The sequence below is a fragment of the Cupriavidus sp. OV096 genome, from assembly GCF_900115455.1.
Lineage (GTDB): Bacteria > Pseudomonadota > Gammaproteobacteria > Burkholderiales > Burkholderiaceae > Cupriavidus.
Window position 1 is genome coordinate 20,443 of record NZ_FOWM01000002.1, and the last position, 16,720, is coordinate 37,162.

The window sequence follows — 16,720 nt, forward strand, 5'->3', positions numbered from 1 at the left end:
CTGATTCAGCGCAAATGTGACAGCGGCAGCGGTCCTTCGCGCTTCAGGGCGGTCAGCACGATGTTGGACCGCACGCTCTCCACGCCGGGCACGCGCATCAGGCGCTTCATGGTGAATTCGGCCAGCGTTGGCAGGTCCGGCACCACCACGCGGACAAGGTAATCGGCCTCGCCGGCGACCGAGTAGCACTCCTGCACCTCTTCCAGCAGCAGGATTTCCTCCCGGAAGCGTTCGATGATGGTGTCGCCGTGGTGGGCCAGTTTCACACTAATAAATACCAGCACGCCCAGACCCAGCGCTTGTGGCGAAAGATTCACACGGTAGCCGGTAATCACGCCATCGGCCTCGAGCTTGGCCAGCCGGCGGCCGACCTGGCTGGGCGAGAGGTGCACCCGTTCGGCCAGTTGCTGGTGGGTAGAGCGGCCGTCGGCCTGCAGGGCAGTCAGCAGGGCGAGGTCGTAGGGGTCGAGGCTGGCAGTGTTCATGGCACGCAGAAAATCCGCATCCAGGATCTGAAAGATGCAGGTTACCTGCATGCGCCGACGAAACCAAGCCGTTTATGCGGCCTGAATGCACGTCCACACGCCTACACTGTGCATAAATTCCGCATCGCTGGAGACACACAGATGAACGCCACCCCGGACACCACGGCCGACTTTGCCGGCACGATGACCGCCAAGCTCAGGGAACAATTCGAAGCCGGCCTGCTGTCCGGCGAGGAACTGCGTCCCGACTTCACCATCGCCCAGCCGGTGCACCGCTACACCAGCACCGACCACGCCATCTGGCGCAAGCTCTACGACCGCCAGGCCTCGATGCTGCAAGGCCGGGTCTGCGACGAGTTCCTGCAAGGGCTGGGCACGCTGGGCATGGAGCGCGACCGCGTGCCCGAGTTCGACCAGCTCAACGAGACGCTGATGCGCGCCACGGGCTGGCAGGTGGTGGCCGTGCCGGGCCTGGTGCCGGACGAGGTGTTCTTCGAGCACCTGGCCAACCGCCGCTTCCCGGCGAGCTGGTGGATGCGCAAGCCCGAGCAGCTGGACTACCTCCAGGAGCCGGACTGCTTCCACGACGTGTTCGGCCATGTGCCGCTGCTGATCAACCCGATCTTCGCCGACTATATGGAGGCGTACGGCAAGGGTGGCTTGAAGGCGGCCAAGCTCGGCGCGCTGGACATGCTCGCGCGCCTGTACTGGTACACCGTGGAATTCGGCCTGATCCAGACCCCGGCCGGGCTGCGCATCTTTGGCGCGGGCATCCTGTCCAGCCAGGGCGAATCGATCTACAGTCTGGATTCGGACAGCCCGAACCGGATCGGCTTCGACCTGCACCGCATCATGCGCACGCGGTACCGGATCGACACCTTCCAGAAGACCTACTTCGTGATCGACAGCTTCGAACAGCTGTTCGACGCCACGCGGCCGGACTTCTCGGACCTGTACCCGCAACTGCGCGCGCTGCCGACGCTGGGCGCCGGCGATGTCGCCGAGGGCGACCGTGTGCTGAACATCGGCACCCGCGAGGGCTGGGCCGACAGCAACGACATCTGACGACGACAGCCGAGCCGCAGAACATTCATAACACCGAGGCCATCATGACCCCTCTTTCGCAAGACGCCCGCGCCAGCCTGCTGGCCGGGCTACCCGGCTGGACCCCGGTCCAGGACCGCGACGCCATTCACAAATCCTTCAAGTTCGCCGATTTCAACGCGGCGTTCGGCTTCATGACGCGCGTGGCGCTGCATGCCGACAAGGTCGATCACCATCCCGAATGGTTCAACGTCTACAACCGCGTGGACATCACCCTGTCCACCCACGACGCCAACGGCCTGACCCAGCGCGATATCGACCTGGCGCGTTTCATCGAGCAGGCTTTCAGCGGCCCGCCGGCGCGTTGAAGTCGCGCTATAGATAACTGTCGCCAGCTGAAGGGCAACTGAAAGGCAGCGCGCAAGGCTGCCCTGTACAATCGGCGGCATTGCCCCACAACGCCGCCGAGCCCCCTGCCATGCGTATCCTGCTGATCGAGGACGACCGTCAAATCGCCAGTGGCGTGGAGGCGGGCCTGACCCGTGCCGGCCATCAGGTACGCGTGGTCCATGACGGCGTGTATGCCACGGATCACCTGCTGCGCGAGCAGCACGACCTCGTCATCCTCGACCTGGGCCTGCCCGGCATCGACGGCATGACGCTGCTGGCCCGCTACCGCGCCCGCAACCGCACCACGCCGGTCATCATCCTGACCGCCCGCGACGAACTCGAAGACAAGCTCTCCGGCCTCAACGCCGGCGCCGACGACTACCTCGTCAAGCCCTTCGCGCTGCCCGAGCTGGAAGCGCGCGTGCGCGTGCTGCTGCGCCGCAGCCAGCATGGCGAGGCCGCGCCCGAGCGCGACGTGCGCCTGGGCCGCCTGCGCCTGTCCGGCAACGACCGCCGCATGTTCGTCGACGGCAAGCCGCTGGAGCTGTCGCCGCGCGAGTTCGCCGTGCTGGAACTGCTGCTCCAGCGCCAGGGCCGCGTGGTGAGCAAGGCGCAGATGCAGGACCACCTGGCCACCTTCGCCCATCCGGCTGGCGAGGGCGGCGATACCGTCGGCGACACCGCCATCGAGGTCTACGTGCACCGCGTGCGCAAGAAGCTCGAGGAAGCGGATGTCGAGATCGTCACCGTGCGGGGCTTCGGCTACCTGCTCCAGATTCGTGGCGGACACTGACTCTCCCTCCCCCTCGCGTTCGCGGCTGGTCCGCGCTTCGAACCCGAGCCTGCGTGTCCACCTGCTGCGCGCGCTGGCCACGCCGCTGTTCGCGCTGGTGCTGGTCAGCGGCTCGCTCTCCTACTGGCTCGCGGCGCACTACACCACCCAGGTCTTCGACCGCGCGCTGTATGGCGTGGCGAACAACATCGCCCAGCAGATCCGCATCGCCGGGCCGCGCCTCGATCAAGATATTCCGATGATTGCCCAGACGCTGGTCGAGGCCGAAGGCTCCGACCGCATCTACTGGCGTATCCACGGCCCGGACGGGCTGATCGGCGGCATGGACACCTGGCTCGGCTACGGCACGGGCCAGACCACGCTCCACGACGCACGGCTGTTCTACGCGTGGTTCAGCGGTCGCCAGGTACGCGCCGTGCGGCTGCCGGTGACGCTGCCGAGCCCCGCCTCGGACGAATTCGGCACGAGTGGCGAGGGCACGCTGTCGCGCGGGCCGATCGTCGTGGAAGTCGCTGAACTGCTAGACCGCCGCGAGACGGCGGCGAACGAGATCCTGCTGTCGGTGTCGGTGCCGCTGATCCTGCTGCTGCTGGTGGGCAGCCTGATCCTGTCGCACGTGCTCAAGGAGGAACTGGTGCCGCTCCAGATCCTGACCGACAAGCTGAACCGCCAGACCGCCCGCTCGCTGGCCGCGCTGGACGAAACCCAGGTGCCGGCCGAAGTCGAACCGTTGATCCGCGGCCTGAACGCGCTGCTGGCGCGCCTGCGCGATGCGCTGGACGCCCAGCGCAAGTTCATCGCCGATGCCGCGCACCAGCTACGCACGCCGCTGACCGCCGTGAAGCTCCATGCGGACCGCGCGCTCGATGCCGATTCCCCCGATGTGGCCCGCCACGCGCTGCGCGAGGTGCAGACCGCTGCCGACCGCGCGGTGCGGCTGTCGAACCAGCTGCTGTCGCTGGCGCGGGCCGAGCCGGGGCTGTCGCTGGAGCGGCTGGGGCCGGTGGAACATTTCGACCTGGCCGAACTGGCTTTCGAGATTGGCGCGGAATGGGTGCCGCAGGCGCTGGCCCGCCGCGTGGACCTGGGTTTCGAGATCCTGCCTGGCCCCACCTTCACCGGCAGCGCGCCGGCCACGGTGCGCGGCAACCGGCTGCTGATGCGCGAGGCGCTCTCGAACCTGATCGACAATGCCGTGAAATACGTGCCGGCCGGCGGGCGCATCACGGTGCGCGCGGGTGGCGAGACCATGGGCCATCGCGGCATGGCCGTGGTGATGGTGGAAGACAACGGCCCGGGCATTGCGCCAGCGCGGCGCGAGGAAGTCTTCAAGCGCTTCTTCCGGGGCGATCACACACCCGGCGCCCAGGCGGTGCAGCAGGCCGCGCCGAGCGGCGCCGGCCTGGGGCTGGCCATCGTGCATGAAATCGTCTCGCTGCACCAGGGCACCATCCGTATCGAGGACGTGCCCGCGCCCTCCCCGGCGCCTGTGCCGGCGCCGTCCGCGCTGTCAGCCGTGGTGGCTGGCCACGGGGATCACGGCGACCATGGGGAGCAGCGCGACCCGGCACCCCGGCGCGCGTCGATGCGGTTCGTGATCCGCATCCCCTGCGAGGCGCCCGGCACGGCTGCCGGCTGACTTCTTCCGACTGCTTACTTCCGTTCCTTCGGGGCCAGCATCGTGCCCCGGCAGTTCGGGCTGCCGCAGCGGCACTCGTATTCCTTCTTCAGCTTCTTGGTATAGCGCGCGTCTATTACCAAACCATAGTCATAGAACAGCTCTTCGCCCTGGGCGATGTCGCGCAGCGCGTGGATGAACACGCGCCCCTTCTTCTCACGTGCCTCGCAGTTCGGCTCGCAGGCATGGTTGATCCAGCGCGCGCGGTTGCCGCCGAACTTGGCGTCGATCACGTCGCCGTCGTCCAGGCTGAAGTAGAAGGTGTGGTTCGGGTCGGCCGGATCATGCGGATGGCGCTTGAGCGCTTCTTTCCACGAGATGTGCTCGCCCTTGTATTCGATCACGCGCTCGCCCTCGGCGATATTGCCGATCGCGTATACGCCCTTGCCGTGCACGCCTGACTGGCGCACCTCGATGCGGTCGCTGGCGCTCTTCTTCTTGCCCGCCTTCTTTGCCTTGCCTTGTTCCGACATGTCGCTGTTTCCCCGTCAAACCGATGACTGCCGGTCCACTCCGGCGCGCCCCGGATGATACCTGCCAACCATGTCGGCGCGACACCCCTTTTCGCCTCCTGTATACCGTCATGCATGTGGATAAACCGGCCAAAATCTGTGGATAAGCGCGCGGGTTTGGTGTGGGCGGCAAGGGGGTGACATGGGGATGGCGCAGGAACAAGTCGACGAGGTATACCTCCCATCCTCCTCCAGACGGCTGAGTCATCCACGCCGGCCAACAACCGCTCCCTGTGCTTTCGGTATACGTAAACATCTGATCCGATTGACGTATACGTGGTTATCCACAGAAACGGTCGCCCTCTATTGACTACTACTATTCGTATACATAAAAGAAAGATGTAAACCGAAAGCACGAGAGCCGGCAGCGCAGCGAGGTATACGTCCGAACCCCTCCGACTTTGGGAGGAAGGCCGTTTTGGACGTCGATGAAAAATTGAGCAGGTCCCGTTTTTCGCGTATACCGGCACGCGGGCACGCCAGAAGCCCCTCAGGCGCTTTTGGCCGCGTATACGTCCCCAACCCTCTGTCAGCCGCGTATACGCCTCTGAAGGGCTCTCAGCGCTTCCAGGCCCCTTCCGCGTGACGCGTATACCGCTTCCCAATCGCCCTCAGCCCCCCTGCTGCCAAGGCCTGGCAATGGCTGGCGTAACAATCTGTTCCCGGTGCGCCTTCCCCGACACGGTATGATGTGGCCCGCGGCGTCTTTGCCGGTGCGGGTTCCAGCGGAGCCGGCGCGGCCAGGACGTCAGTGTTTTTTCAACTCGAGACGGAGTGAAGCATGACGAAAACCGAACTGATCGACGCGATTGCAGCTGGCGTGGACGGTCTGACCAAGGCCAAGGCGGAACAGGCACTCAACGTGACGCTCACCGCGATCATGGACGCCGTGGCCAAGGGCGATACCCTGAGCCTGATCGGCTTTGGCACCTTCAGCCAGGGCGAGCGTGGCGAGCGCATGGCGCGCAACCCGCGTACCGGCGAGGAAATCAAGGTGGAAGCCGCCAAGACCGTGAAGTTCAAGGCGGGCCAGAAGTTCAAGGACGCCGTCAACCAGTGATGCTTGCGGGCCGATGAATCAGCCCGGTTTGCAAGACCCCGCCGTGCCGCCACCGGATGCCGTCTCCGGCGCAGGTGCGCGCCAGGCGGGGGACGTTATCCACAACAGGTTTCCCGCCGCCGTGCGCGGCAAACCGCACAGCTGCACCGTGCCGTCAGACGGCGGCCGCAATCCTCTTCAAAATGGCGTCCGGACGTGGCCAGCACTAGGATTCTCGGGCGTCGCCATCCGTGGCCTCGCCATGCCGTCCAGCCCGCTCGCACCCAGATTTCCACAGCGTTATACACAGCGCTTTCCACACAAGGCTCCACAGCTTTCTCCACAGGCACTGACTCGGCGTTTTCTGAGTCTGGTAGCACTCGCCGTGCTATGTGGTTGCACCGCCGCGCCGCCGCGCACGGCACGTCCGCAGGCCGTGCCCTTGCCCGACCTGGAGCGCGTGGCCACCACGCCCGGCGCCACGCCGCGTGAGCGCATTGTCGAGATCGCCATGCAGGAGTGGCGCAAGTGGGGCAGCCAGACCATGCGCATCGGCCGCGACGATGGCGCCTGTGTGACGCACAGTCCCCTGCCCGCCCCGGTGGCAGTCGAATCGTTCGCCCCCCTCGCCCCGCAAGGCGCCCAGTCGGCGGACGATGAATCGGACGAGAACGGGAATGCAACGGATTGCATACGTTTTCCCGATGGCACGGGCATGGAAGCCACCGCGCAAGGCTGCCGGATGGCCCAGCGCTACTGGGGCATCGTGGGCGAGGCGCCGGATTGCCGCCAGGTGACGCAAGGCGCGTGGGCGTGGTCGGCCGTGTTCATTTCGTGGGTGATGCGCAAGGCTGGGCTCAACAACGACCAGTTCCTGACCGGTCAGTCCCATGCGATGTATGTGGTCGATGCCCGGGATGGCAAGCTGCCGCGTCCCGCCTTCCATATCGAGCCGATGCCGGCGCTGCCGCGCCCTGGCGATGTCATCTGCGCGCCGCGCGGACGTGACAAGTACCTCGAGAACCTGTCGGAGATCGGCTTCGGCACCACGCCGATGCACTGCGACATCGTCGTAGCCGTGGACCCCGCTGCGCGCGTGGTGCGGGCCATCGGCGGCAATGTGCAGCAGTCGGTGACCATGAGCGAGATCGACCTCAACGATGCCGGCCAGCTCGACGCCTTCACCAACTCGCACATGCCGTGGCTACTGGTGATGCGGAACGATTTGCAGTGACGGGACGAATCGAGTGGGCTGAAATTTCCGCTCGATCATCTATCCGAAGAATGATTACCAGCGGCGGTTGAGCTGCACGCCGAAGATCGAGCCGCTGGTCTGGGTCGCCCAGGCTTCGGCGGGCGTGGCGAAGGTGATGCCGTCGACGTCGCTGGCGCGGCTGTAGGTGTAGAACGCGCGTAGGTTGGCGTTGCCGGTGGACTTGCCGAGCGTGAAGGTCGGCGCCACGGTCAGCGCGGTGCGCTGGCCACCCACGCCAAACCCGGACGAGATCTGGTCGTGCGCGACTTCGAAGTTGAGCCGGAACTGGTCGTTGGCCACATAGGCCGGACGGAAGCGCGTGGCCGCCCATTGCAGCGTGCCGACCGGCGAGCGGTCCAGCTGCAGGCTCGATTCCACCGAGCCGCCGATGCCCGAGCGGCCCTTCCACTCCATCGATTCCGCCACGCGCACGCGTGACAGCGAAGCGCCCATGCCCGTGTAGCCGGTCATGGCCGCGCGCGACCCCTGCCCGTACTGCACGCCCAGCCGGTTGGTGCCCATCAGCACGTTCTTCTGCTCGTGCATGGCGGAGGCCCACCAGGCGCTGCCGGTGTCTTCCATGGCCGAGAGCGGCTCCACGCGCGTGAAACCCAACTGGACGTTGCCCTTGTCATTGGTGTCGATCGGGGCGCTGCGCAGGCTGTGATAGCTGGGCAGATGGGCGCCGTTCAGATCGTTACGTGCGGTGTATTGATAACTGAGTCCGAAATCGCCCAGTTTGGCGTTATCCACCCCGAATCGCATCGAGGGCGAGTTGGGCGGCAGCAGGCCGGACGACATCAGGAACGGATTGCTCTCGCGGCGGCCGGCCCAGACGCTGGCGCCATCGAGCACGGATACACCCGAGAGCCCGGTGACAGAGGTATAGAACTGCGGCACCAGTGCGTAGGGGTCCACGGCGGCGGCGTTGCCGTTGACCGAGGTGGCGTTGGTACCCCGGGCCTGGGCCACGAGCTGGACCTGGGTGCCGCCGCCGATGTCGGCCAGCGATTCGCGGATCTTGACCTCGCCAGTGCTGGTGCAGGCCAGCCCGCCACCGAGCCCGACCGACGGCGTACCACCGCCCGGGCAGGCGCGCTGCGTGCTGGCGCGGTCCTCGACCGCTGCACGGCCGCTGTAACCCATGCGCCATACCGTATCGCCAGCGAGATCCTCGGCCGGCAACTGCGAGCGGAGCACCGGAGGTGCATCCGAGACCGTACCCGCTTCAGCGCTGTCGACTTGATCACCGCCGTTTGTGCCATCAGCGGCACTGGCGCGTGCCGGCTGGACGGGCTGAGCCGGCTGCGCGGGGAATTCACCCAGCCGCTGCGGGAAGAGGACCAATGGCGGTGGCGGAGGCGGCGGGGCTGCGGCCGACTCGGGCGGACCGACGAAGTCGGGGTCCACGGGGTTCTCCGCCGCGACGGTTGCCATGGTTTCGGATGGTGCCGCATTCGCCGCTTTCGCCGTAATTGCCACAGCCGCATCGGCAGCAGGCTTGCTCGTACCCGGGACGACGGTCGGCTGGATCAGGTCGTACAGCGGGTCCGTCGCCGGCGCGGCAGCCGCCACCGGCGCAGCGGTAGGTACGCTCGCTGGGGCCGAAGTCGACGCCATGGCCGTCGGTGGCACAGTGCTGGCCGAAATTTGTGGCGGTGTCGCCACCTGACTGCCCGTTTGCGCGCAGGCGACCATGCCCCAAGCAGCCATGACGGCAAACGTGAGACGGCGGGAACGCAGGCGAGCGAATCGGGGTACTGGCAGCAGCATGGGAAACAGTGACGGCGCGCGGCGCGCCGGATGGGGGCTCCGTTTTTTAACAGGCGAACTTTTTGACCGCAAGACGGGTTACAAAATCCATCAAACCGTGCGGCATCTCACATTGCGAAAAGATCACCTCGCGCCACCTTGCCAGTCTCCCCGTAAACCGTTGCAGAAGTGCGAATCCCTAGCGAAAACCCGCAGTCGGGAGTGTGGTCGTGCGCAAAACGCCACCGCTATAATCGACCGGCTGTTTTGGACTTGTCCTATGGGTGGGGCAGCCAGCGCACATATATCTATAAGAGGAGATGTCATGGAACGTCGTTCCTTCCTGTTGAAAGCATCGGCTGTGGCCGCTACCGGGGCCCTGGCCGCGTGCGGCAAGGAAGACAAACCCGCCGCGCCCGCGGCGTCGGCGAGCGCACCGGGCGCGCCGGCCGTGATCGGCAGCAACCCGGCGGTGGAATGGCGCCTGGCATCGAGCTTCCCGAAGTCGCTGGACACCATCTACGGCGCCGCCGAGCTACTGTCCCAGCGCGTGAAGGAGCTGACCGACGGCAAGTTCAACATCAAGGTGTTCGCCGCCGGTGAAGTGGTGCCGGGCCTGCAGGTGCTGGACGCCGTGCAGAACCAGACCGTGCAGATCGGCCACACGGCCGGCTACTACTACTTCGGCAAGAATCCGACGCTGTGCTTCGACACCACCGTCCCGTTCGGCCTGACCGCGCGCCAGCAGACCGCGTGGATGATGCAGGGCAACGGCATGAAGCTGATGCGCGAGTTCTTCAAGGAATATAACGTCGTCAACTTCATGGGCGGCAACACCAATGCCCAGATGGGCGGCTGGTTCCGCAAGGAAATCAAGACCGTGGCGGACCTGCAGGGCCTGAAGTACCGCATCGCCGGGTTTGCCGGCGTGGTGCTGCAGCGCCTGGGCGTGGTGCCGCAGCAGATTGCCGGTGGCGATATCTACCCGGCGCTGGAAAAGGGCACCATCGATGCGGCCGAGTGGGTCGGCCCGTATGACGACGAGAAGCTCGGCTTCTACAAGGTGGCGCCGTACTACTACTACCCGGGCTGGTGGGAAGGGAGCGCCCAGCTGTCGTTCTACGCCTCCGCACCGGAGTTCGAGAAGCTGCCGGCGCAGTACAAGCGCGCGCTGGAAACGGCCACCATCGAGGCCCACACCAACATGATGGCCAAGTACGACGCCGTGAACCCGCAGGCGCTGGCCCGTCTGCTGGAGAATGGCGTGAAGCTGCGCCCGTTCTCGAAGGAGATCATGGAGGCATGCTTCAAGGCCACGCAGGACGCGTACGCCGAGGAAACCGCCAAGAACCCGTCGTTCAAGAAGATCTATGACGACTGGCGCGTGTTCCGCAACAACGAGGCCGCCTGGTTCAACGTGGCCGAGCAGGGCTTCGCGCAGTTCAGCTTCGCGCGCAAGCTGTAAGACATCGATGTGATTTGGATGTGATGTTGTCGCCTCTCCCGCCAGGGGGAGGCGAGTTCCAACGCCGATGACGGCGTACCGGTAGAATCCGCGCACCTACCGGATACTCCCATGCAACTCGGCATCTTCTACGCGCTGCTCGCGTACGTCATCTGGGGCCTGCTGCCCCTCTATATCAAATCCCTCCACGGCGTGGCGCCGCTCGAGATCCTGCTGCACCGGATGGTGTGGTCGCTGGTCTTTTTGGGCGCGATCCTGCTCTGGCGGCGGCATTTCGGCTGGCTGCGCGAGGTGGCGGGAAATCCTCGCCTGATCCTCGGCTTCGCGGCGAGCGCCGCCCTGCTCTGCGCCAACTGGTTCCTCTATATCTGGGCGGTGTCGGCCGACCGGGTGGTCGATGCGAGCCTGGGCTACTTCATCAATCCGCTGTTCAGCGTGCTGCTGGGTGTGCTGTTCCTGCACGAGCGGCTGCGGCCGGGGCAGTGGCTGTCCATCGCCGTCGCGGCGGGGGGCGTGCTCTGGCTGACCATCAGCGCCGGGCAACTGCCGTGGATCGCGCTCGCGCTGGCGGCGTCGTTCGGCGGCTACGGGCTGCTGCGCAAGACCGGGGCGCTGGGCGCGCTGGAGGGGCTGTCGCTGGAGACGCTGCTGCTGTTTCCGATTGCGGCCACCGCGCTGGGCGTGCTCGTCTTCACCGGCCAGGACACCTTCCGGAGCGCAGCACCGGGTACGCAGATCTTGCTGCTGCTGGCCGGCCCGGTCACGGCGGTGCCGCTGCTGTTCTTCGCCGCCGGCGCGCGCCGGATTCCGCTTTCGCTGCTCGGCCTGCTCCAGTACACCGGCCCGACGCTCCAGCTGCTGCTCGGCATCTGGCTGTGGCACGAGCCGTTCCCGGCCCAGAAGCAACTCGGCTATGCACTGATCTGGGTGTCGCTGCTGATCTACGCGATGGAAGGGGTGTGGGTTTCCCGCCGCAATTCCGTTAAGTCTATCAGCGCGACAAATGAAGCATAAGTTTGGATCGATTAATCGATTCATCCCGGGAATGATGGATTAACACCGGCTCGGCATGCGAGGGCCGACGCACTATACTGTACGTTTATACAGTACCGACGACGCGCACGCCCCCTTCGCCATGTCCACCCCCGTCCGGCGTATCGCCCACCTCGACATGGACGCCTTCTATGCGTCCGTCGAACTGCTCCGTTATCCCGACCTGCGCGGCCAGGCCGTTGTCATCGGCGGCGGCCGCAATGCCATCCCGGAGACGCTGCCCGATGGCTCGCGCCGCTATGCCCGCCTGCGCGACTACGTCGGACGTGGCGTCGTCACCACTTCCACTTACGAAGCCCGCGCGCTGGGCGTGTTCTCGGCGATGGGCATGATGAAGGCGGCCAAGCTGGCGCCGGACGCCATCCTGCTGCCGACCGATTTCGACGCCTATCGCCGCTACTCGGGCCTGTTCAAGGCCGCCGTGCGCACCTTCACCGAGCAGGTGGAAGACCGGGGCATCGACGAGATCTATATCGATCTGACCGAGGTGCCCGGCGAGCCGGCCGAGGTAGCCGCGCGCATCAAGGCGGCCGTGAGCGAGGCCACTGGCCTGACCTGCTCGATCTGCGTGGCGCCCAACAAGCTGCTGGCGAAGATCGGGTCCGAACTCGACAAGCCGGATGGCCTGACCCTGCTCACCCCCGCCGACATCCCCCGCCGTATCTGGCCGCTCGCGGCGCGCAAGGTCAACGGCATCGGGCCGAAGGCGGCCGAGAAGCTGGCCGGCATCGGCATCGACACCGTGGGCGACCTGGCCGAGGCCGACCAGGGCGTGCTCCAGACCCATTTCGGCCGCAACTACGCGAGCTGGCTGATCGAGGTGGCGCATGGGCGTGATGACCGCCCGGTGGTGGTCAGTTCCGAGCCCAAGTCGATGAGCCGCGAAACCACCTTTGAGCGCGACCTGCACCCGCGCGTGGACCGCCCGCTCCTATCGGAATCGTTCACCAAGCTCTGCATGCGCGTGGGCGAGGACCTGCGCCGCAAGGGCTACGTGGGCCGCACGGTGGGCATCAAGCTGCGCTTTGACGATTTCCGCACGGTCACGCGCGACCTGACCATGCCGGCCCATACCGCCGATGGCGCGGCGATCCGGCGCAGCGCCACGGAATGCCTGAAGCGGATACCGCTCGAGCGGCGCATCCGGCTGCTCGGCGTGCGCGTGAGCGCCCTGATCCCGGCGGACGAACAGGGCGACGACCCGGCGCCCGTGCAGGAGGAGTTCCGCTTCGAGGATGAGCGGCCGGATGCCTGACGCGGCACCGGAATGACCCCTCCGACGCATCTATCTATCTCCCGCTAGAATCGGCGGCTTCGAGCACCAAGGCCGTCCCCATGACCACCACCGCCACAGAGCGCGCCGCTGAGCCCGCCACCTGGATCACGCCGCTGCTGGCCACGGCCTGCGGCATGATCGTCGCCAATCTCTATTACGCCCAGCCGCTGGTCGGCCCGATCGCCCGGTCGCTGCAACTCTCGCCCGAGATTGCCGGGCTGATCGTCACGCTGATCCAGATGGGCTACTGCGCGGGGCTGGTGCTGCTGGTGCCGCTCGGGGATCTGGTCGAGAACCGCAAGCTGGTCCTGACGCTGATTGGCGGCTGTGCCGTGGCGCTCATGGCGGCGGCCCTGGCCACTCACGCCAGCGTGTTCCTGATCGCGGGCTGCGCCATCGGCCTATGCTCGGTGGCGGTGCAGGTGCTGGTGCCGTTCGCGGCGCACCTCGCCCCGGACCATATCCGGGGCCGCGTGGTCGGCAACGTCACCAGCGGGCTGCTGATGGGGATCATGCTGGCGCGGCCGGTGTCGAGCCTGATGGCCGGCCTGACGGGCGGCTGGCACACCATCTTCGCGGTCTCGGCCGTAGCCATGGTGCTGCTGGCGCTGGTGCTGGCGCGCAAGCTGCCGCGCCGCCAGCCCGCGCGGGGCCTGACCTACGGCCAGATGCTGGCGTCGATGGCGCACCTGCTCCGTACCCAGCCCGTGCTGCGCCGGCGCGCGCTGTACCAGGCCAGCATGTTCGGCGTGTTCAGCCTGTTCTGGACCACCATCCCGCTCTATCTGGCCGGGCCTGCGTTCCACATGTCGCAGACCGGCATCGCCGTGTTCGCGCTGGTCGGCGTGGCCGGCGCCATCGCCGCGCCGATGGCCGGCCGCTACGCGGACCGGGGCCACAGCCGCCAGATGACCGCCATCGCGCTGGCCATCGGCGCCGGGTCGTTCCTGTTGAGCCGGGTGGGCGTGGAGGGGTCGATGACCTCGCTCCTGGCGCTGACCGTGGCGGCCATCCTGCTCGACTTCGGCGTATCGGCGAACCTTGTGGTCGGCCAGCGCGCCATTTTCACGCTCTCGGCCGAGCACCGCAGCCGGCTGAACGGCCTGTACATGGCGATCTTCTTCGTCGGCGGCGCCACCGGCTCGTGGCTGGGCGCCTGGGCCTTCGCGCGCGGCGGCTGGCCGCTGGCGAGCTGGATCGGCTTCGCGCTGCCGGCGCTCGCCCTGCTCTACTTCCGGACCGACCGGCACTAAGCTCGGGGCGCCACCCCCTCCCGAAGTCCCGTTTGCTGCACTACACTGGCCGAGCGTTGTCCTTCATCGTCACAGTTTCGTTGCAGTGCCCGCTCAGGCGGGACTTGCCCGGAGGCCCCCGATGCCATGGCGCAAACTGGTGCCGCAACCGCGATGGTTACCGCGCGCGGCGGTCATGCGCCCGCAGCGAGTCGTGATCTGGTGTTTCAGCCTCGTGCTGGCGCTGACGCTCGCCGTTGGCCTGCGAGACCTCTACACGCTGCGCGAGCGCGTGATTGCCAGCCATCAGCACAATCTCGCGCTGCGCGCGATGGGGCTGGAGGCCGCCGTGTCGTCGGAGCGCTTCCGGCTGTCGTTCGTGCGCGACTACGCGCGGCAGCTGATGCGGATGGAGGCCGTGCAAGCCCGTGGCGTCTCGGACCCCGTCCTCGATCGGGCCTTCGCCGCGCGCGACGAGCCGATCTGGCAGATGGAAGTCCCGCTCGGCGATGCGCCCGTGATCGGCGTGTCACCGCAGGCCCTGGCCGGCCTGCCCGGCTTCGAGCGCCACGTGGGCGACCTGCGCGCCGACCTCTTCGCCGCGCGCCAGCTCAGCCATGTGCTGGGGCTGACCATGGGCGTGGACGAGATCCGCAATTCGGTCACGTTCATCTCGAGTAACGGCTTCTTCGTGACCTATCCCCCGGTGCCGGCCGACAAGGCACCCGCGTTGCTGCAGCGCTTTGCGAGCATGCCCTACTACCGCGATCTCCTGCCCGACCGCAATCCGGGCCAGGACCTGCGCTGGGCGCCGCCCTATCGCCAGTTCGAAAGCACCGAGCTGCGCACCACGCTGAGCGTGCCGATCTATGTGGAGTCGCGCTTTCGCGGCGTGGTGGCGGTGGATGTCTCGTTGAAGCATATCCAGGCGCTGCTCGGCGCACCGAGCGACGACTCCCCGGCCCTGAACCGCTACCTGATGGACAGCGCCGGCCGACTGATCGCGGCCTACCATGACCATCTGAGCACGGACCTGCGCTGGCCCGACGTGCTGGGCGACACCTGGCGCGACGTGGGACCGCAGACGCTGTTCGCCACCGACGGCCCCGGCATGCGCAAGGGCGATGGCGGCTACCTGTTCTACCAGCGGCTGGGCACCGGGCAGTGGATGCTGCTGGAGGCGGTCTCGACCGCCCAACTCTACGGCGAGGTTTTCTCGCGCATCAGCAAGCCGCTGCTGCCGATCTGGATCGCGCTGCCGCTGCTGATGTGGGTCTCGGTGCGGCTGGTATCGCTGCTGTTCAGCTACTACCTCGCGCTGGGCGACAAGCTCCAGAAACTGGCCGAGCGCGATCCGCTGACGGACCTCGCCAACCGGCGTCATTTCGGCGACCAGTTCGCGCAGGCGGCGGCGCGGCGCGCGCGCGACGGCAGCGCGCTGTCGATGCTGATGCTCGACATCGACTATTTCAAGAAGGTGAATGATCGATGGGGCCATGCCAGCGGCGACCACGTGCTCCAGCGGCTGGCCACGGCGTTGCGGGAAAATATGCGTGCGGTGGATACGCCGGCCCGCCTGGGCGGTGAGGAATTCGCCGTGTTGATGCCCGGCGCCACGCTGGCCGAGGCCACGGTCAGTGCCGAACGGCTGCGCGTGGCGCTGGCCGCGATGCCGGTGGAGCCCGCCCCGGACGCGCCCACGTCAGCGACGCAGGGCGACCCCGGGGCGCGCATCCGCTTCACGGTGTCGATAGGCGTGGCCGAAGCCGGGAGCGACGGGGGCCAGACACTCGATGCCATGTTGGCGACGGCCGACCGCCGTCTTTATGCCGCCAAGGCAATGGGGCGAAACCGGGTTTGCGCGGAGGATGCGCGGGCCGGCAATGCAGAGGCACCGCCGGTTGCGGGGTGAGGTGCAGGCAGGTCATGACGGCGTCCCCGGTCAGCGCAGCAGGAAGGCGATGTCCTCGACGGCAATCACCGAAACCGGGATGCCCTTGCGGCGCTGGAACAGGATGTGTTGCTGCACGCGGCTGCGCTGCTCCGCGAACACGGCCGGGTCCACCGGCGTGCCGCTGCGCGCGTAGTGCTGCACCAGCAGCTTGTAGGCGCGATGGCGGATCTGGAGCGTCTCGTTCTCGGCGCGCAGCCGCTGCCATTCGGTGGGGCTGAGGTCGAGCGTGTGGTTGAGTTCGTCGAGCGTACGCGCGTGAAGGTCGCGGTAGAGATCGCGCTCGGCTTCGGCGCGATGCAGCTCGTCGCGCAGCGCCATGATCTTGTGCTGGAGCTTCAGTGTCTGCCCCACCGCCGCCTGCATGCCCTTGGCGGCCTCGAGCGCCTGGCTTGCCGCCGCCATGGTGCTCTTCCACAGTCCACGGTCGGTACCCGCGGCCGTATCCAGCTCCGGCGGCCACACGTCGGCAGCCTTGATCGTCGTATCCATTGTTGACCCCAGTTGACACCCATCAGGCCCGTCGCCTCGTTGTGCGCGGGTCCCTTTTTCATCGTTTGTCCGTCGCCTGTTCCGCACTGCAACGTGCGGCAGGCAACTGTGGTCAATCGTAGTGATATGTCTGACGTCAGCCAAGTCAAAGATGTTTAGATCAGACTTCCTCGCACTTGTCTGTGGCGAAAACCATGCAGTGGGTAGTGCGTGTGCCGTCCGGCGCGTGTCGGCGGGGCCAGACAAAGCAGACAACCCCCACGTAAACCCCATGCGAATTCCTGTCGGTTTGACAGGCTTTTG

The 16,720-nt window shown here is 66.7% G+C and carries 15 protein-coding genes; 11 read left to right on the top strand and 4 right to left on the bottom strand.

The features are described 5' to 3' along the window. Positions 1–5 precede the first annotated feature (5 nt). On the bottom strand, positions 6–485 hold the full coding sequence (locus BM115_RS04105; RefSeq protein WP_092292059.1) for an Lrp/AsnC family transcriptional regulator: 480 nt from the start codon (positions 483–485) through the stop codon (positions 6–8). Positions 486–626: 141 nt separating this feature from the next. Here BM115_RS04105 and phhA point away from each other — a divergent pair, with 141 nt between their 5' ends. The 4 genes from phhA to BM115_RS04125 all read left to right on the top strand — a co-directional run bounded on the left by phhA (position 627) and on the right by BM115_RS04125 (position 4,351). Next, on the top strand, positions 627–1,550 hold the full coding sequence (phhA, locus tag BM115_RS04110) for a phenylalanine 4-monooxygenase (protein ID WP_092290944.1): 924 nt from the start codon (positions 627–629) through the stop codon (positions 1,548–1,550). Between the two features lie 23 nt (positions 1,551–1,573). Beyond that, entirely contained in the window at positions 1,574–1,897 is a 324-nt protein-coding gene (locus tag BM115_RS04115) for a 4a-hydroxytetrahydrobiopterin dehydratase (RefSeq protein ID WP_255370721.1), read from the top strand. 110 nt (positions 1,898–2,007) lie between these two features. Beyond that, entirely contained in the window at positions 2,008–2,712 is a 705-nt protein-coding gene (locus BM115_RS04120; RefSeq protein WP_092290948.1) for a response regulator transcription factor, read from the top strand. Next, positions 2,651–4,351: a sensor histidine kinase gene (locus tag BM115_RS04125; RefSeq protein WP_092290950.1), complete on the top strand. Its 1,701-nt coding sequence runs from the start codon at positions 2,651–2,653 to the stop codon at positions 4,349–4,351. The genes BM115_RS04120 and BM115_RS04125 overlap by 62 nt, the downstream gene beginning before the upstream one ends. Before the next feature lie 14 nt (positions 4,352–4,365). Here BM115_RS04125 and BM115_RS04130 read toward each other — a convergent pair whose 3' ends face one another. Next, positions 4,366–4,863, bottom strand: coding sequence for an SET domain-containing protein (locus BM115_RS04130; RefSeq protein ID WP_092290953.1), 498 nt, complete (start codon positions 4,861–4,863; stop codon positions 4,366–4,368). 820 nt (positions 4,864–5,683) lie between these two features. Here BM115_RS04130 and BM115_RS04135 point away from each other — a divergent pair. Next, positions 5,684–5,962: an HU family DNA-binding protein gene (locus BM115_RS04135; protein WP_092290955.1), complete on the top strand. Its 279-nt coding sequence runs from the start codon at positions 5,684–5,686 to the stop codon at positions 5,960–5,962. 241 nt (positions 5,963–6,203) lie between these two features. Beyond that, complete coding sequence (locus tag BM115_RS04140) at positions 6,204–7,175, top strand: DUF2272 domain-containing protein (RefSeq protein ID WP_092290957.1); 972 nt, start codon at positions 6,204–6,206, stop codon at positions 7,173–7,175. Positions 7,176–7,229: 54 nt separating this feature from the next. Here BM115_RS04140 and BM115_RS04145 read toward each other — a convergent pair whose 3' ends face one another. Further along, positions 7,230–8,969: a carbohydrate porin gene (locus BM115_RS04145; protein WP_092290959.1), complete on the bottom strand. Its 1,740-nt coding sequence runs from the start codon at positions 8,967–8,969 to the stop codon at positions 7,230–7,232. A 304-nt stretch (positions 8,970–9,273) separates the two neighbouring features. Here BM115_RS04145 and BM115_RS04150 point away from each other — a divergent pair, with 304 nt between their 5' ends. The 5 genes from BM115_RS04150 to BM115_RS04170 all read left to right on the top strand — a co-directional run bounded on the left by BM115_RS04150 (position 9,274) and on the right by BM115_RS04170 (position 15,886). Further along, positions 9,274–10,413, top strand: a complete 1,140-nt coding sequence (locus BM115_RS04150) for a TRAP transporter substrate-binding protein (RefSeq protein ID WP_092290961.1) — start codon at positions 9,274–9,276, stop codon at positions 10,411–10,413. Positions 10,414–10,524: 111 nt separating this feature from the next. Next, positions 10,525–11,427, top strand: a complete 903-nt coding sequence (gene rarD, locus BM115_RS04155) for an EamA family transporter RarD (protein ID WP_092290963.1) — start codon at positions 10,525–10,527, stop codon at positions 11,425–11,427. Positions 11,428–11,548: 121 nt separating this feature from the next. Next, entirely contained in the window at positions 11,549–12,721 is a 1,173-nt protein-coding gene (gene dinB / locus BM115_RS04160) for a DNA polymerase IV (protein ID WP_092290966.1), read from the top strand. An 80-nt stretch (positions 12,722–12,801) separates the two neighbouring features. Continuing rightward, on the top strand, positions 12,802–13,995 hold the full coding sequence (locus BM115_RS04165) for an MFS transporter (RefSeq protein WP_092290968.1): 1,194 nt from the start codon (positions 12,802–12,804) through the stop codon (positions 13,993–13,995). Positions 13,996–14,116: 121 nt separating this feature from the next. Beyond that, positions 14,117–15,886: a diguanylate cyclase gene (locus BM115_RS04170; protein WP_092290970.1), complete on the top strand. Its 1,770-nt coding sequence runs from the start codon at positions 14,117–14,119 to the stop codon at positions 15,884–15,886. 30 nt (positions 15,887–15,916) lie between these two features. On the opposite strand, the gene BM115_RS04175 is transcribed toward BM115_RS04170, so the two are convergent. Further along, on the bottom strand, positions 15,917–16,417 hold the full coding sequence (locus tag BM115_RS04175) for a hypothetical protein (RefSeq protein ID WP_092290972.1): 501 nt from the start codon (positions 16,415–16,417) through the stop codon (positions 15,917–15,919). Positions 16,418–16,720 lie beyond the last annotated feature (303 nt).